Below are 16,158 nucleotides of genomic sequence, written 5' to 3' on the forward strand. Positions count from 1 at the left end.
TTCTTACTTATTATTTACTTGCTCACTAATTTTACCAAAACGTCTTTCTCTATTTTGATAATCTAAAATTGCTTTACAAAGCTCATCTTTATTAAAGTCAGGCCAAAACAATTTTGCGAAATAGAATTCAGAATAGGCAATTTGCCACAACAAAAAATTACTTATTCGATATTCACCACTTGTTCGAATGACTAATTCAGGATCAGGTATTCCCTTTGTTGTAAGATGATTTTCAAACAAAGACGAATCAATATCTTCAACTGAAATTTCTCCGGTTTTTGCTTTAAGTGCAATTTGCTTAACTGCATCAACAATTTCCCATCGTGCACTATAGCTTAATGCCAATACCAAAGTTAAACCTGTATTAACTCCAGTTTTTTCAATTGTACCATTTAATTTTAACTTAACCTCTTCGGGTAAATTACTTAAATCTCCAATTGCCTTTAAGCTCACATTATTCTTCATGAGAGTTGGCGTTTCATGTTCGATGGCATCAACAAGTAATGACATTAAACTTAAAACCTCGTCTTTAGGACGATTCCAATTCTCCATTGAGAATGCATAGAGTGTTAAATAAGATATACCAAGTTCAGCAGCAGCCTCAACTGTTTGACGAACGGCTTCTACCCCATTCTGATGACCTACAATTCGATGCTCACCTCGCTCCTTTGCCCATCGTCCATTACCATCCATGATAATAGCGATATGCTTTGGCAACCTATCTTTTATAATCGTATCTATAATCACTTATATTATTTTACAATTCTATCATATGCATGACATTGCAGATCATTAAATAATTGCAATGTTAAGCTTACACCTAAAAATGATATCCAATCATTATTATGGAACTTATTTGCAATATTTAATTTATTTGGATCTTCTAACCCATCTAAATCATCTGTAAAACTCTTTTTAAACGACCATTCAACCGCAGCTGTCCATCGTTTACCAATTAAGTATTTACATCCTATCCCCATTGGAATAGCAAAAGATGAAGTCGTACTACTGGATGAAACATACGACAAACCACTTGTTACGTAGGGCGAAAACCTTTTTGTCCTACTTGACAGTGGCAATAAAAATGGTTGAAAATTAAATTCCAATTGTACCGAAACATCAACCAAAGTTGTTTTAAAAGATGCTGCTCTAGATTGTTGATATTTGTTATCAAAATCTAAATCATTCCCTTTTAAATCTCCAAAACTAAAACTCGTTCTCAAAGCATATCGTGGTCCCATATTATAACGATACAATAAACCTACTGTCGGAGAACTTGAATAGAACTGCTTTTCAGGATTAATATCTCCCAAGTAATAGCTAGCTCCTACAATAACTCCTACATCTGATGAGTTTTGAGCATATATTGAATGACCAACAAAAATGAATAATATCCCTAAAATAAATTTATACATGAAAAACTCATTTATGTAACTTAATTCTTCTTATCTAAATATAAGATTGCTAAGTATTGAATATTATTCAATCATAAGCTACAAAAGTAGCATATAATATGAAAAAACCTCAGGTCTTAACAAAAATTAACCGCGGTTCACAAATATTCTTACTCGCCACTAAAAACTAATTAATTACGTTTATCAACGCCCCACATAAGCTTGTTTCTAAGTGTACTATAAAAAGTATGCGTATTTAATTTTAGAACCTTAATTTTAAAATCTGCTTTACTTATTTTTAATTCAGTTAAAGCGTCAATACTAACCGATCTTGAATCTAATGAAGCCAAATAGCTATCACTACGCCCTTCAACTTTCAATGTGATTATTTGTTGATTAGGCACTACAATTGGTCTTACTGTTAAGTTATGTGGAGATATTGGCGAAATGACAAAATTCTGCGTATTGGGTATCATAATAGGACCTCCAACACTCAAAGAATATGCTGTAGAACCTGTAGGTGTCGCAATAATAACCCCATCAGCCCAATAAGAATTCAAGTATTCGCCATCAATATACGTATGAATCGTAATCATCGATGCCGTATCTTTTTTGTGAACAGTAAATTCATTTAAAGCATAATTGAAATCTTTAAACAAACCATTATCTCCTGTTTGCACCTTCAATAAAGTTCTCTCTTCTATTGCAAAATTGCCATCTAAAATATTCGTAATAGCAGTAGGAATTTCATCTTGTGCAATATCAGCCATAAAGCCTAAACGTCCACTATTAACACCAACAATAGGTATTCCTGAAGCTTGAACTACAATAACAGCATCGAGAAAAGTACCATCTCCACCTATTGTGAAAAAATAATCAGACTCTTTATCCAAATCAGAATGCTCTGTAAAAAATATTGAAATATCAGGCGTAAAGCCCAAATGACTTACAATAAAGTCATAAAATGGACGATAAATACTTAGTTCTATTTTATGTAAACTAAATTCATCTAAAATTAATTTAAAGCTATCTAGAAAATCTTCACTAAACTGCTTCCCAAACAGGGCTACCTTCATAATCTTTTTTAAAAATTAAGTAATCATTTTTAATGAATAAAGTAAATGCTCATTATTCATCTCAAAAACAACAACAATAAGCATTGCAATTTTAGATCACAAATATAAGGGAATAGGGGCTCCAAACAATAAAATATGGCGTTTGAATGATACAAAGTTATGGATTCAAAAATTTCATGAAAGAATTATAACGATCGAAAAGTAAATCTTGCATATCATCATTTTTCGAATAGGTTGATTTAATCACATAATCATAACGATGAAAAGTTTGAATAATAGATGTCAGATTTGTTTTATTAATCTTAATCGTAAGTTCCATTTTACGCGAGGTCTCAGAAGTTTTAATATAAAGGCTTAAAATTTTGGCATCATTACTTTCTACAATCTGGGCAACTTCACTTAACGAATAGTCAATTGAGTTTAATTCTAAAACAATAACTCCTCCTGGCTCACTAACGGCAAAAATCTCATTAATACAACCCATTAAATCACTTAAAGTGATTAAACCCAAATAAGTTTTCTCATCTTCCAAAAGAACAGGAATTACGGTAAGTTTTAGTTGAGACACCTTTTCTATTACATCGTAAATATGTTGACCTTGGGTAACAAAAGGTTTAAACAAAGATAGTTTTTGCCTTTTAATTGTTTCTTCAGCCTGATTTAAATCATAAATATCATTATCAGACAAAAGCCCAACAAACTCATCATCTCTCACTATGGGTAAATGAGAAACCTTAAATATTTCCATCCAATTTAGAGCCTGAAACCCCGTATCAGACTCTCTCAAAACTGGAACAACATCAGAAATTAAATCTTTTGCAACCATATTACGTTCTTTTTCAAAAAAATACTTCTAATTTTACTTTTCAACAAAGCAAATAATACTATAACTTTGACTATAATTATTTAACAACACAACTATTTCAACATAAAATGACTAGACTTAGTGTAAATATAAACAAAATTGCAACATTAAGAAACGCTCGAGGTGGTAACATGCCTAATGTTTGCAAAATGGCTACTGACTGTGAAAGGTTTGGTGCTGAAGGTATAACAGTACACCCTCGTCCTGATGAGCGACACATTCGTTACCAAGATGTATTGGATTTAAAAAAAATTGTAACAACTGAGTTCAATATTGAAGGATACCCCAATAAAGAATTTATTGATTTGGTATTGAGTATAAAACCAGAGCAAGTAACGCTTGTGCCAGATCCACCAGAGGCATTAACCTCTAATGCAGGATGGGATACGATTAAAAATAAAGCGTTTTTAATCGAGGTTATTTCGAAATTTAAGGCAGCTGGTATTCGCACATCAATTTTTGTAGACACTCAACTTAAAAATGTTGAAGGAGCAAAAGCAACAGGAACCGACCGAGTAGAGCTTTACACAGAACCTTTCGCAACAGATTTCCCATCTGATCCTAAAGAAGCTGTTCGTTTATTTACAATTGCAGCGGAGAAAGCCAAAGAACTTGGTTTAGGTGTTAATGCAGGTCATGATTTAAGTCTTGAAAACTTAAAGTTTTTCAATGAGAATGTTCCAGATCTTGCTGAAGTTTCAATTGGACATGCTTTAATTTCTGATGCTTTATACATGGGAATGGAAAAAACCATTCAAATGTATCTTCAACAATTAAAATAATACTGATTACAAGATGTGGAAATTTCATATTTCCACATCGTTTTTTTTTAGAATAAAATTGTCATGAAACGAGCATGGCAATAGACTTAACACACACTCATATCAATGGAATTATAATACAAGCACAAAGAAATGATTGAAAGAGCGACTTCCATGTGACAAATAAAAATCAAATAAGAAACACATGAAACTTAATTATAAAAAACTTGGCGAAGGACCAGCCTTAATAATTGTTCATGGCTTATATGGCAGTCTCGACAATTGGTTAACAATAGCCAAAAAACTATCCGAAAACTTTGAGGTTTTTATTATCGACCAGCGTAACCATGGTAATTCTCCACATGCTGACTCACATACTTATATAGACATGAAAAATGATCTATTGGAGTTTATGGACGATCATAAAATAGATAAGGCTACCTTAATAGGTCACTCCATGGGTGGTAAAACAGTTATGTTTTTTGCTATTGACTACCCTGAAAGAGTAAGCAATTTACTGGTGGTTGATATCGCTCCTAAAAACTACAGTAAAATATCAGATTATACGCCTCAAACAATTAATCACGAGCATTTAGTTTCTATCATTCTCAATTTTAATTTGAGTCTGTATAAATCGAGAACTGAAATAAACCAAGAACTTGCGAAACAAATTAAAAGTGAAAAGGTTAGACAGTTCTTGTTAAAGAATTTGAAACGAAACAAGGATAAAAGCTTTGGATGGAAATTAAATATTAAAACGATTAGCGAATACCTTCCTCAAATAATGGATGGTATTGACGAAAGTTCTTTTACGCAAGGAAAAGGAATTACAGGCTTCCCTGTTTTATTTATAAAAGGAGAAGAATCGAATTATATCTGTGACGATGACCACAAACTTATAAGAACCATATTTCCTTATGCCGAAATTACAACTATTCCTAAAGCAGGACATTGGGTTCATGCAGAACAAGCTGACTTACTCGTAAAAACAATTAATTATTTTATTTTAGAATAGTTAGCCAAAAATAAGATAAAAAAGACCCGATTAGAATCTAATTCTAGTCGGCTCTTTTATAAAAAATAATATTCTACCAAATAATTTTATACGTCAATATTGTTTTAGCTTGAATATTTACATCCTTATTACTAGAATTTATAGGATCAATCCCTGTTTCATATTTAAGACCTGTAATACGAACAAGATACTCTTCATCAATATTTAATTTATCTAGCTCATCAATTTCAGCAGAAATACCACTTGATATTTTCAAACTCTTTGCCTCGTTAGCAACTGCAGGTTGACGATTAGATTTAAATAATGGAATTCCTGTTGAAGATTTTTCATCTAAAATTTCAATAAAATAATAAACATTCTCTTCATCAATAGCCTTCCAATTTACAGTTATTGACAAACCATCTCGAGAATAATCTCGATCAGCAGATGAAAATGAAGCAATATTATCAGCATAAATATTCTCATCCAATTTAACTTTCTCTCCCCCGTCAAGTTCAAGATCAAAACGCACCAACTGTTCACCCCCAAAATCAGAAATATAATTGTCCATATCATCATCAGATAAAGTGAAAATTTTATCCCCATAAACATCTTGTCGTTCCTCTAGTGTATTGCGAGTGTCATTATCTAACATTGCATAAACCTTGGATATAGCATTACCTGAAACTAAATAGTCAAATCTATATGATGACACATATTCATTATCTACCAATTTTAATTCGTTCACCAAATAAGCATCGGCAGTTACGTCATCAAATCCTGAAATATTTGTATAAAAATCACGACTTCCACCTGTTCTCTTCAAGTTAAGATAATTTGCTGTTGATTTTGATTGAATAAACCATTCCTGTAGATCATCCTCTGAAATAGATTCATCATGAATTTCCAAAATATTATCGTTTAAATTCCATGAACCTACAGCCTCATCTCGACGTCCACTATATTGTTGACGTTTTAATACTCCACCACCCTCAAATTTATATACAATAACGGCATCATCATTGGAATAAGATGAAGATAAATATGGATTTGCAAACCAATATTTATTCATCAAATCTCTTGACTCAAATTCAAAATCGTCTTCTCCACCTCCACTACTTCCACCACATGAAGTAAGAGCTATTGTGAGGACAGATACTGCAAAAACGCCAATACTTTTAAATCCTATTTTTTTCATCTTTCATTTGTATTTTAACTTGTAAACCAAGACTTATTTCTAATATATTATTTCAAACACGAAATTAGGCAAAATATTGCACAGATTATGACACTAATTAGAAACCCGCTCCATATTTTCCTGAGGAATCAAATCTTCACCTTTATATCGTAAGAACAATTGCGCTGTTGCCAAAATATCCTTTTCGCAGTATATGGCTATACGTTCCACATCATTTTCCTGCCAATAAACATGACCAACCATTGAGCCATCAATATCGTCTTTGGGCGTTTGAATATTAAACACCTCGCATAAAAGAGCCAGTGATGTGTAATTTTTATAATCGCCAAACTTCCATAATTCCATCGTATCGACAAACTTTATTTCCCAAGGCTTTTTCCCTGCAATATCCAATGCTTTGGGTAGTTTCAGTCCATTTATCAACATTCTGCGAGCGATGTATGGGAAGTCGAATTCTTTTCCATTATGAGCGCAAAGATTTTTTGTTGGCTTAGAACAAAAACGATCAAGCATCTCACCAAACTCAGCAAGAAGCTTCTTTTCATCGTGTCCATAATAGGATTTAACCTTAAAATGTTTCTCTCCTCCAATCCTAACAATTACACCTGTCGAAATACAAACAACTTTACCAAACTCAGAATAAATACCTGCTCTTGCATAAACATCAGAAGCTGTTTCATCGTCATCTCTAAAATAGTTTGATTTCTTCTCCCACAATTCTTGCAATTTTGGACTGTTTTTTTCAAATTCGGGCTCTCCTGAAACCGTTTCAATATCAATAAAGAGTAAATCTTCTATTTTAATACCATCAAGCATAGCCAATAATTTATCATAAGTGAAGATTAAAAATATAAAAAAAGGAGATCATTTCAAAATCTCCTCTAAATTCTATTTATTAGTGAATGATTAAATACTCACTTTCAAATTCTTTTGAATAAACTGAGTCAAAATATTTATAGCAACATGATTGTTTCCACCTTGAGGAACAATAATATCGGCATAACGTTTTGTTGGCTCTATAAATTGCAAGTGCATTGGCTTTAGAGTATCCTCGTAACGAGCTAGTACTTTTTCTACCGAACGACCACGCTCAACAATATCTCGCTTAATAACACGATTTAATCTATCGTCAGCATCGCAATCAACAAACACTTTAATATCCATTAAGTCTCGCAACTCAGGCTGAGTAAGGGTTAAAATTCCTTCAACAATAACAACCTCGGTTGGCTGAACTAAAATAGTATCTTCAGATCGAGTACAAGTTAAATATGAATAAATAGGTTGCTTAATGGCAATACCCGCTTTTAATTGCTTGATATGCTCTTGCAATAATTCAAATTCGATTGAATTAGGATGGTCAAAATTAATTTCCTGACGCTTCTCTAGTGGTAAATGACTACTATCCCTATAATAAGAATCCTGAGGTAAGACAGCAACTTCCCCTTTGGGTAATCGCTCAATAATCTTTCTCACAACGGTTGTTTTACCTGAACCTGTACCTCCTGCTATCCCAATTATTAACATGTAGAATGGTATTTAAATCAAATATTATAAATTTGCACTAGTTTTACGTCACAAAGGTACGAATTTTATACTGAGATTTAAACCTCTAAACACGTAGTAAATACATATACAGTTGACAAACATTAATTTTATTTAAAGACACAAGCACACACACAACAGCATACACAGCACTTATAATTGATAATATTAGGTGATTGTATTTCATCTTAACCACATATTCAAAACTATTCTTTATGAACTTATATCCTTTAAAATTCACAGCAATTCCCAAAGAAAAAATATGGGGAGGAAACCGCTTAAATACTATTCTTAATAAAGGATTTGATCCTAATGCAAAAACAGGTGAAAGCTGGGAAATATCTGGTCTAGCAGACGACATATCAGTTGTGAAAAACGGTTTTCTTGAAGGTAACGATCTAGAAGAACTTATAGAAGTTTACATGGGCGATTTGGTTGGCGACAAGGTCTATGAACAATTTGGTATTGAATTTCCTTTACTAATTAAGTTTATTGATGCCAACGAAAATTTATCCATTCAAGTTCATCCAGATAATGAATTTGCACTTGAAAAACACAAGGCATACGGGAAAACCGAGATGTGGTATATTATCGACGCTGAAAAAGACTCTGAACTCATTATAGGTTTTAACCCAACTGTGGATAAAAATATCTTTCTTAATGCTATTCAAGAGGGTAATATTCCTGAAATTGTTAACAGAGAAAAAACTGAAGCTGATAATTGTTATTTAATTCCTGCAGGTAGAATTCATGCCACAGGTAAAGGCGTTTTATTTGCAGAAATACAACAAACATCTGATATTACTTATCGTATTCATGATTGGAATAGAAAAGATGATGAAGGAAACGAGAGAGAACTTCATCTTGGTTTAGCCAAAGAAGTATTAGATTACACCTACGAAAAAAAGCACAAAACTGATTATGAGTCTAAAATTAATGAATCGTCAGAAATTATAAGATGTCCATTCTTCACAACAAATATTCTAGAATTTAATAAAGACATAGAGAAGGATTACTTTAAACTTGATTCTTTTGTCATTTATATTTGTTTGGAAGGAAATTGTGATATAAAATTTGAAGATGAAAAACCAGTATCATTAACTAAAGGGGAAACCGTTTTAATCCCAGCATCTCTAAAAAATCTAACTTTGAGTCCTAAACAGAAAACAAAATTACTTGAAGTTTTTATTCAACCAGAGCAATAGTATTATACAAGAAATAGAGATACTCTTGATAAAAAATAAAACATCTATTAATATTTAAGAGTCAATATTTCGAATAGACTACTTTTGGATTAACTTTGCCGAGCAAAAAAATAGAAAACATGAAGGTCAACACAGCCGAATTTATAATTTCGAATAGCGATGTAAAAAAATGTCCGAAGGCAAACATGCCTGAATATGCATTTATCGGACGTTCGAATGTTGGAAAATCATCACTGATTAATATGCTAACTGATCACAAGAACTTAGCTAAAATCTCAGGAAAACCAGGAAAAACCCAATTAATCAACCATTTTTTGATTAATAAAGAATGGTATTTGGTCGATCTTCCTGGATATGGTTATGCTAAAGTTTCAAAAAACTTAAAAAGTGGTTTTAGTAAAATTATTTATAGCTATATCGAAAATAGAGAGAACTTAGTCAACATTTTTGTTTTAGTTGATGTACGTCATGATGCCCAGCAAATCGACCTTAATTTTATGGAATGGTTAAACGGAAATGGCATTGCATTCTCAATTATATTTACAAAAGCAGATAAACTTAGTAAAAGAGAATTAGCTAACAATGTTGAAGCATACAAACAACAAATGCTAATAAGATGGGAAGAAATGCCTCACTACCTTATCAGCTCCTCAACATCTGGAATGGGAAAAGAAGAACTTCTGAATTTTATTGAGGAAACCAATAAAACCGTCAGCAAATAAAAACACAGATAAACAAAGAAGATTTCACTCAGAAATCTTCTTTTTTAATTATAAAAAAAAGCGTTTTAACAAATCGTTAAATCATAATAAAACAAATACAATATTTGCTTTCGTATTTTTTATTAAAAACGAGTTTATATTCTTAAATTTGCGTCATTATTATTATAGTGCGATTTATCGAACAATATCCAATTCACTAATTAAGTGGTATAAAGCCACTTAGAACATTAGAAAAACAGCCAAATTATGAATGCCAAAATTAAAATTTTCGCAGGTTCAAAAAGTAAAAAACTAGCTTCTCAAATTGCTAAATCTGCCGGATTAGAAATCGGTAACTCAACTATTATTAATTTCAGCGATGGTGAATTTGAGGTTGCTTACGAAGAAACCGTTCGTGGAGCTCACGTTTTTATCGTTCAGTCTACTGTTCCTCCTGCTGACAATTTGATGGAACTTTTAATGATGATTGACGCTGCCAAAAGAGCATCAGCATATAAAGTTGTTGCGGTAATGCCTTATTTCGGATTCGCACGCCAAGATAGAAAAGATCGTCCAAGAGTTGCTATAGGAGCAAAACTAGTAGCAAACCTACTAATGGCTGCTGGAGTAGATCGTATTATGACTATGGATTTACACGCAGATCAAATCCAAGGTTTCTTTGATGTACCTGTTGATCACCTTTACGGTTCATCTGTACTTCTTCCTTATTTAAAAGGCTTAAACCTTGATAATTTAGTTATTGCTTCTCCTGATATGGGCGGAAGTAAAAGAGCAAATACATATTCTAAGTATCTTCATGCTGGTCTTGCTATTTGTCATAAAAGAAGAGAAAGACCTAATGTAGTAGGCGAAATGACTGCTATAGGTGATGTTGAAGGCAAAAATGTTGTTATTATTGATGATATGATTGACACAGCAGGTACAATTACTAAGGCTGCCGACATGCTAAAAGCAAAAGGTGCATTAAGCGTAAGAGCTATTGCAACTCACGCTGTTCTTTCGGGTCCAGCTTATGAAAGAATTGAAGGATCTGAACTTGAAGAAGTTCTTTTCACAGATTCTATCCAATTGGATAATGCTTCTCCAAAGATTAAAACGCTTACAATTGCTGATATTTTCGCAAAAACAATCCTTAATGTTTATAATAACGAATCAATTAGCTCAACCTTTATAATTTAATTAATATATTTGCGGCTGATTTTGGTAAAACTATTTATAATCGTGTGATGGGATATAAATTGAGCCTACTTACCAAGGCAATGAAATTTATATTGAGTAGCATAACAAAAAAAGTAAAATGAAAACTTTAGAATTAAAAGGTTCATTAAGAACTGAACTAGGAAAAAAAGCAACTAAAGCTTTACGTAAAGCAGAACTAGTTCCTTGTGAACTTTACGGTGCAGGTGAAAACATTCACTTTTCTGTAAACGAAAAAGATCTTAACAAATTACTTTTTACTCCTGAAACTTACATCGTTAAATTTGATGTTGATGGTAAAGTATTTACTGCAGTAAAAAGAGATATTCAATTTCACCCTGTAACAGATAAACCTCTTCACGTTGATTTCTTTCAAGTAACTGAAGATAAAGCATTCGAAGTTGAGGTACCTATCAAAGTTGAAGGTTTCGCAATTGGTGTACAATCAGGTGGAAAACTTGCTATCAACCTAAGAAAACTTAAGGTGAAAGCTTTGATGAAAGATCTTCCTGAATCTCTTCCTATTAATGTAACAAATTTAGGATTGAATAATAGTATTCAAGTTGGTGCTTTAGATTTCGAAAACCTTGAGTTATTGAACGCTAAGAGTGCTGTTGTTGTTCAAGTGAAACTTACAAGAGCTGCTCGTGCTGCTGCACTTGCTCCTGAAGCTGGAGCTGCTGCCCCTGCTGCTGCTCCTGCTGCTAAGCCAGAAGCTTAGTTCGATTGTTAAAACAATAGAACTTAATAAAATACAAGCTCCCAAGCCATTATGCTTGGGAGTTTTATTTTTAAATCCAACTTACAATTTCAATTCTTACAAAAGAACAGATCTTGTAAATCAAGCTGAAAAGATTAAAACTATTGATTAAATTGGCCTTTATTCTTCTGCACAAATTATAAGCATCATGTTTAAGTTTATTACAAATTTGTTTAAAAAAGAGAAAGCCAATAATTCAGAAAAAAACGCTGATATGAAATACTTAATTGTTGGACTTGGGAATATTGGACCAGAATATTTTCACACTCGCCACAATATTGGATTCCGAATTTTAGATGCACTTGCCGAAACAGCAAAATTAGAATTCAAAGATGGACGATATGGAGCCATTGCTGAATACAAATTCAAAGGCAGGCAATTTATTCTTGTGAAACCTAGTACCTACATGAACCTTAGTGGTAAAGCTGTGAACTACTGGTTACAAAAGGAGAATATTCCTATTGAAAATTTGCTAGTTCTTGTAGATGATTTAGCTCTTCCCTTTGGAACACTTCGCTTACGAGGAAAAGGAAGCGATGCAGGACACAACGGTTTAAAACATATCAACGAAACATTAGGTCATCAAAATTACACCCGACTTCGTTTTGGAATAGGAGCTGATTTTAGCCGTGGTAAACAAATTGATTACGTATTGGGCAAATGGTCAGAAGAAGAAATTGAAAAACTACCTGACTTATACAAAATTTGTATCAACATGATTAAAGGTATTAGTACAATTGGGCTACAGCGTACAATGACAGCTTATAATACCAAAAAGGAAACTAAAAAACCGAAAAGCGAAACAACTGAATAAGTACTTATAATATTTATAAGTTTAAAGTTAATGAACAGTGTAATTTACTTACAAGTACTCAAGGCACTTTAAATACTTTAGGCACTATCTTTAATGCCAAAATAAGTTTGTACTATGGATAAAGTTAGAATTGACAAATGGCTGTGGGCTGTGCGTATCTTCAAAACAAGAAGTATGGCTTCTGAAGCTTGTAAAAAAGGAAAAGTTACAATTAATGGTGTGAGCATAAAACCTTCGAGAGAAGTTAGATTAAATGAGCTTATAGACCTTAGAGTTCCTCCCATTACACGAACGTATAAGGTGCTTGACATCTCAGGCAAAAGGATGGGAGCCAAACTGGCTGTCGATTTTGTAAAAGATGTTACCGCTCAAGACCAACTCGACTTATTGGATGCAACCAAAACCTTTGGTTTCGAAAAAAGAGATAGAAGTATAGGTAGACCAACCAAACACGACAGACGAATGATTGATAAACTTAAAGATATCAATTAACCGTTTATCTAAAGAAATTACAAATATATTTTATATCCCAACGATGATTATAGCACAAGAAAAAAGAAAGACCAATTTAGCTGAATATATCCTTTACATGTGGCAAATTGAAGACCTCATAAGAGCTTATAAATTTGATATTAATTTAATTACCGAAGCCGTTCTTCAACACTTTCAGCAACCAGAAGAAAAGCAGATTGAGATTAAAGAGTGGTACGAGAATTTAATTGAAATGATGAAAATTGAGAAGGTCGAAGAAAAAGGACATCTACAAATCATCAAAAACAATATTAACGAGCTATTCGATTTCCATATACATTTGCTTAATAATGTAAAAGATACTGCTTATATCGCCTTATTTCAAAAATCGGCTGGTTATATTGCTGAATTCAAATCTAAATCGCAAGCCGATGAAGACAGCAATGACATTGAGCTTTGTCTAACTGCTCTTTATGGTATTTTAATGCTTCGACTTCAGAAAAAAGAGATATCAAAGGATACACTTGCAGCCGTTAGTTCATTTAGCGAAATGATTGCTTCACTTACTGCAAAATATAAAGCTTTCGAAGAAGACAAAGACTAATTTTAAAAAAAATAATTCAATAACTAGACCATGCAAGCAAAATACAAAAACTGGACATTATTACTCTTAGTTTCTTTCATCTGGGGAAGCCCATATATTTTAAGAGAAATTGCACTTAAGAGTTTCACGCACAGCCAAGTTGCAGCCTTTCAGGTCTTTTTATCTTTTGTTTTATTTTTGCCTCTCATCTTCAAGAACTTTAACAAGTTAAACAAAAAAAATATTGGACCATTATTACTTTCTGGTATTGCAGGAAATATTGGTCCATCATTCTTTTTTGCAAAGGCACAAACCCTCATCAACTCATCCATGGCAGGCATGCTAAATGCCATGCTACCGAGTATTACACTAGTTCTAGCTATTTTATTTTTCAAAGGAAAATCAAATAAAAATACGATTCTAGGTATTGCTCTCGGATTCATTGGAGCTCTTATAATTGCCTTTATGGGCGACTCAATGGGAAGCACACAATTTATGGGTGTCTTTTACGTCTTTATGGCTATTCTTTCAGTGGCAATTAGTATTAATATTGTCAGCTTTGCTCTACCTAAACTCAATGGAATTGAAATTGCATCTTTAGCTTTCCTTTTTGTTGGTCCTATGGCAGGAGCCTTTCTGCTGACTACTGATTTACAAAGTGTGATTACATCTGAAAATTTTGCCGAAAGCGCAGGCATGCTAGCCTTGTTGGCTGTTTTAACTTTCTTTGGCGTTATTTTCTACAACCAATTAATTAAGCGATCCTCTTATATATTTGCAGCATCAATCGCTTACCTTATACCTATTGTAGCCTTATTTTGGGGAATTACCATTGGTGGCGATCATATTACAATAAGCCAAATAGTAGCAATAGCACTTATACTTGTTGGGGTAAACTTAACACATAGATAAGCATCAAAAAGTAGTCTCTTTATTGAATAATTCTATAGAAAATGAAATACAGAACAGGTCTATTGGCAGTTTTATCAGGTATTTTACTTGCACTGCCTTGGACTTATTCTAATTTCTTTTTCACGATATTCTGTGCCTTTATACCACTTCTAATTATCGAAGAAGAAAGTCACAAACAAGATAATCCTCATTGGCTTTTTAATTATTCGTTTCTAGCTTTTCTAATTTGGAATATATTAGCCTACTGGTGGGTATCAGAAGCGCAAATTATAGGATCAATCCTCATTATACTTATTAACTCTGCCATTCAAGCAACCGTCTTTTGGCTAATTTCAATTACTCGAAAACAACTTAAAATACCAATTCTCGTTCCTTTCCTAATTATCGGATTAGGTTTTGAATATTTTCATACACAATGGGATTTAGCTTGGCCTTGGCTTAACTTGGGTAATGCCTTTGCCGCTCACCCCAAACTGATACAATGGTACGAATTTACAGGTGTTAGAGGCGGCAGTTTATGGATTATCCTAATTAACGTCACTTTATATGGTTTGTTCAAGGTAAGAAATTACAAGAACCTAATAGTGACAATATTTCTATTCCTTATTCCCATTGCAATTTCATTCTACTTATATAATCAAGACGAGATTATTACCTCTAAAAAAAGCTTTACACTTATTCAACCCAACCTAGATCCTTATACGGAAAAATTTAATCCCAAGAATGAGAAAATTCACCTCGATGCATTTATTAGGATAACAGATTCACTACTTCAAACAGATGTAACAGATTATGTTTTTGGACCAGAAACAATGATTCTTCAAGCAATTAATGAAGAAAACCCTACAGAGTCGGAATCATACAACAGCTTATTAAATCTAAAAAAGAAATATCCAAAAACAGAATTTTTCATTGGCGCTCATACTTATCTAAAACTAGAAGATAAAATCCCACCTGGAAGCCGATTTAACAGCGATAAAAACTTTTATTACGAGGCTTTTAACTCAGCCTTATTCCTTGACGACAAAGACAAACCAAACTTTTATCACAAAACAAAACTTGTTCCTCTATTCGAACGTATGCCATTTGTACAATATTTAAGTTTCTTGGGAAAATATTCACTGGAACTTGGCGGATATAATGGAACGTATAGCAACAGAAATACGGTGGATTCTTTTCTAAAAAGCGATTCAACTGAAATTATTCCTATCGTTTGTTTTGAATCCATTTTTGGTGATTATTGCTCAAAAAGAGTCAATAATAAAGCTGGCTTTATATGTATGATTACGAATGATGGTTGGTGGAAAAATTCCTTGGGTTATAAATATCATTTTAATTTTTCTCTATTACGTGCAATCGAAAGTAGAAGACAAATTATTCGAGTGGCAAACAATGGTTTGTCTGCAATAATCAACACCAAAGGTGAAGTCGAGTTACAAAGCCAATGGTGGAAAAAAACAATTTTGAAAGGAGAAGTCAAGCTTTATAGCAAAAAAACCTTCTATTCTACTTATGGAGATTATATTGGTCGAATTACAGCATTCTTTGCTGTCCTTTTATTAATCTTTGTTAAAATCAGAAGGATAAGTCAATCAAAATACTAATTCTTAAATAAAGCCTTCCTATTTTTGATAGGCTAATAATGGAATCTTTTAACTCCATTA

General features: G+C 32.8%; 18 protein-coding genes. 11 read left to right on the forward strand and 7 right to left on the reverse strand.

The window, feature by feature from the left end:
- Positions 1–3: 3 nt before the first annotated feature.
- The 4 genes from EMN46_RS00475 to EMN46_RS00490 form a co-directional block, all read right to left on the reverse strand.
- Positions 4–747 (reverse strand): isoprenyl transferase, encoded by a 744-nt coding sequence (locus EMN46_RS00475; protein WP_368667473.1) that lies wholly within the window; start codon positions 745–747, stop codon positions 4–6.
- Between the two features lie 5 nt (positions 748–752).
- Positions 753–1,415 (reverse strand): DUF6089 family protein, encoded by a 663-nt coding sequence (locus tag EMN46_RS00480; protein ID WP_154198715.1) that lies wholly within the window; start codon positions 1,413–1,415, stop codon positions 753–755.
- Positions 1,416–1,585: 170 nt separating this feature from the next.
- Positions 1,586–2,470, reverse strand: coding sequence for an NAD kinase (locus EMN46_RS00485; protein WP_154198716.1), 885 nt, complete (start codon positions 2,468–2,470; stop codon positions 1,586–1,588).
- 157 nt (positions 2,471–2,627) lie between these two features.
- Entirely contained in the window at positions 2,628–3,296 is a 669-nt protein-coding gene (locus EMN46_RS00490) for a CBS domain-containing protein (protein ID WP_154198717.1), read from the reverse strand.
- Positions 3,297–3,403: 107 nt separating this feature from the next.
- Here EMN46_RS00490 and EMN46_RS00495 point away from each other — a divergent pair, with 107 nt between their 5' ends.
- Both EMN46_RS00495 and EMN46_RS00500 read left to right on the forward strand, forming a co-directional pair.
- Entirely contained in the window at positions 3,404–4,117 is a 714-nt protein-coding gene (locus EMN46_RS00495) for a pyridoxine 5'-phosphate synthase (RefSeq protein WP_154198718.1), read from the forward strand.
- A gap of 184 nt (positions 4,118–4,301) precedes the next feature.
- On the forward strand, positions 4,302–5,111 hold the full coding sequence (locus tag EMN46_RS00500; protein ID WP_154198719.1) for an alpha/beta fold hydrolase: 810 nt from the start codon (positions 4,302–4,304) through the stop codon (positions 5,109–5,111).
- Between the two features lie 73 nt (positions 5,112–5,184).
- Here the strand turns inward: EMN46_RS00500 and EMN46_RS00505 are convergent, their stop codons facing one another.
- The 3 genes from EMN46_RS00505 to udk all read right to left on the reverse strand — a co-directional run bounded on the left by EMN46_RS00505 (position 5,185) and on the right by udk (position 7,812).
- The gene (locus EMN46_RS00505) at positions 5,185–6,288 is read right to left on the reverse strand and encodes a hypothetical protein (RefSeq protein WP_154198720.1); all 1,104 of its coding nucleotides are present in this window, start codon (positions 6,286–6,288) and stop codon (positions 5,185–5,187) included.
- Positions 6,289–6,381: 93 nt separating this feature from the next.
- Complete coding sequence (locus EMN46_RS00510) at positions 6,382–7,104, reverse strand: 3'-5' exonuclease (protein WP_154198721.1); 723 nt, start codon at positions 7,102–7,104, stop codon at positions 6,382–6,384.
- 90 nt (positions 7,105–7,194) lie between these two features.
- Complete coding sequence (gene udk, locus EMN46_RS00515) at positions 7,195–7,812, reverse strand: uridine kinase (RefSeq protein ID WP_154198722.1); 618 nt, start codon at positions 7,810–7,812, stop codon at positions 7,195–7,197.
- Positions 7,813–8,045: 233 nt separating this feature from the next.
- On the opposite strand from udk, the gene EMN46_RS00520 reads away from it, so the two are divergent.
- The 9 genes from EMN46_RS00520 to lnt all read left to right on the forward strand — a co-directional run bounded on the left by EMN46_RS00520 (position 8,046) and on the right by lnt (position 16,098).
- Positions 8,046–9,035, forward strand: coding sequence for a type I phosphomannose isomerase catalytic subunit (locus EMN46_RS00520; protein WP_154198723.1), 990 nt, complete (start codon positions 8,046–8,048; stop codon positions 9,033–9,035).
- Positions 9,036–9,154: 119 nt separating this feature from the next.
- Entirely contained in the window at positions 9,155–9,757 is a 603-nt protein-coding gene (gene yihA / locus EMN46_RS00525; RefSeq protein WP_154198724.1) for a ribosome biogenesis GTP-binding protein YihA/YsxC, read from the forward strand.
- 258 nt (positions 9,758–10,015) lie between these two features.
- On the forward strand, positions 10,016–10,936 hold the full coding sequence (locus EMN46_RS00530) for a ribose-phosphate pyrophosphokinase (RefSeq protein WP_368667483.1): 921 nt from the start codon (positions 10,016–10,018) through the stop codon (positions 10,934–10,936).
- Between the two features lie 118 nt (positions 10,937–11,054).
- Positions 11,055–11,675, forward strand: a complete 621-nt coding sequence (locus EMN46_RS00535) for a 50S ribosomal protein L25/general stress protein Ctc (protein WP_154198726.1) — start codon at positions 11,055–11,057, stop codon at positions 11,673–11,675.
- 187 nt (positions 11,676–11,862) lie between these two features.
- Positions 11,863–12,528, forward strand: a complete 666-nt coding sequence (gene pth, locus EMN46_RS00540; protein ID WP_229130228.1) for an aminoacyl-tRNA hydrolase — start codon at positions 11,863–11,865, stop codon at positions 12,526–12,528.
- 114 nt (positions 12,529–12,642) lie between these two features.
- Positions 12,643–13,020, forward strand: a complete 378-nt coding sequence (locus tag EMN46_RS00545; RefSeq protein WP_154198727.1) for an RNA-binding S4 domain-containing protein — start codon at positions 12,643–12,645, stop codon at positions 13,018–13,020.
- A 43-nt stretch (positions 13,021–13,063) separates the two neighbouring features.
- Positions 13,064–13,603, forward strand: coding sequence for a DUF4924 family protein (locus EMN46_RS00550; protein WP_154198728.1), 540 nt, complete (start codon positions 13,064–13,066; stop codon positions 13,601–13,603).
- Between the two features lie 30 nt (positions 13,604–13,633).
- A complete protein-coding gene (locus EMN46_RS00555) occupies positions 13,634–14,494 on the forward strand; it encodes a DMT family transporter (protein ID WP_154198729.1) in 861 nt (286 codons plus the stop codon).
- Positions 14,495–14,535: 41 nt separating this feature from the next.
- The gene (lnt, locus tag EMN46_RS00560; protein WP_154198730.1) at positions 14,536–16,098 is read left to right on the forward strand and encodes an apolipoprotein N-acyltransferase; all 1,563 of its coding nucleotides are present in this window, start codon (positions 14,536–14,538) and stop codon (positions 16,096–16,098) included.
- Positions 16,099–16,158 lie beyond the last annotated feature (60 nt).

This window comes from Ancylomarina sp. 16SWW S1-10-2, from assembly GCF_009669305.1.
In the GTDB taxonomy this organism is placed as follows: Bacteria; Bacteroidota; Bacteroidia; order Bacteroidales; family Marinifilaceae; genus Ancylomarina.

What these genes read in the sequence shown, in the direction of transcription:
- EMN46_RS00480 (WP_154198715.1), bottom strand. Translation starts at nt 1,415, where the DNA reads ATGTATAAATTTATTTTAGGGATATTATTCATTTTTGTTGGTCATTCA.
- EMN46_RS00485 (WP_154198716.1), bottom strand. Translation starts at nt 2,470, where the DNA reads ATGAAGGTAGCCCTGTTTGGGAAGCAGTTTAGTGAAGATTTTCTAGAT.
- EMN46_RS00490 (WP_154198717.1), bottom strand. Translation starts at nt 3,296, where the DNA reads ATGGTTGCAAAAGATTTAATTTCTGATGTTGTTCCAGTTTTGAGAGAG.
- EMN46_RS00495 (WP_154198718.1), top strand. Translation starts at nt 3,404, where the DNA reads ATGACTAGACTTAGTGTAAATATAAACAAAATTGCAACATTAAGAAAC.
- EMN46_RS00500 (WP_154198719.1), top strand. Translation starts at nt 4,302, where the DNA reads ATGAAACTTAATTATAAAAAACTTGGCGAAGGACCAGCCTTAATAATT.
- EMN46_RS00505 (WP_154198720.1), bottom strand. Translation starts at nt 6,288, where the DNA reads ATGAAAAAAATAGGATTTAAAAGTATTGGCGTTTTTGCAGTATCTGTC.
- EMN46_RS00510 (WP_154198721.1), bottom strand. Translation starts at nt 7,104, where the DNA reads ATGCTTGATGGTATTAAAATAGAAGATTTACTCTTTATTGATATTGAA.
- udk (WP_154198722.1), bottom strand. Translation starts at nt 7,812, where the DNA reads ATGTTAATAATTGGGATAGCAGGAGGTACAGGTTCAGGTAAAACAACC.
- EMN46_RS00520 (WP_154198723.1), top strand. Translation starts at nt 8,046, where the DNA reads ATGAACTTATATCCTTTAAAATTCACAGCAATTCCCAAAGAAAAAATA.
- yihA (WP_154198724.1), top strand. Translation starts at nt 9,155, where the DNA reads ATGAAGGTCAACACAGCCGAATTTATAATTTCGAATAGCGATGTAAAA.
- EMN46_RS00535 (WP_154198726.1), top strand. Translation starts at nt 11,055, where the DNA reads ATGAAAACTTTAGAATTAAAAGGTTCATTAAGAACTGAACTAGGAAAA.
- pth (WP_229130228.1), top strand. Translation starts at nt 11,863, where the DNA reads ATGTTTAAGTTTATTACAAATTTGTTTAAAAAAGAGAAAGCCAATAAT.
- EMN46_RS00545 (WP_154198727.1), top strand. Translation starts at nt 12,643, where the DNA reads ATGGATAAAGTTAGAATTGACAAATGGCTGTGGGCTGTGCGTATCTTC.
- EMN46_RS00550 (WP_154198728.1), top strand. Translation starts at nt 13,064, where the DNA reads ATGATTATAGCACAAGAAAAAAGAAAGACCAATTTAGCTGAATATATC.
- EMN46_RS00555 (WP_154198729.1), top strand. Translation starts at nt 13,634, where the DNA reads ATGCAAGCAAAATACAAAAACTGGACATTATTACTCTTAGTTTCTTTC.
- lnt (WP_154198730.1), top strand. Translation starts at nt 14,536, where the DNA reads ATGAAATACAGAACAGGTCTATTGGCAGTTTTATCAGGTATTTTACTT.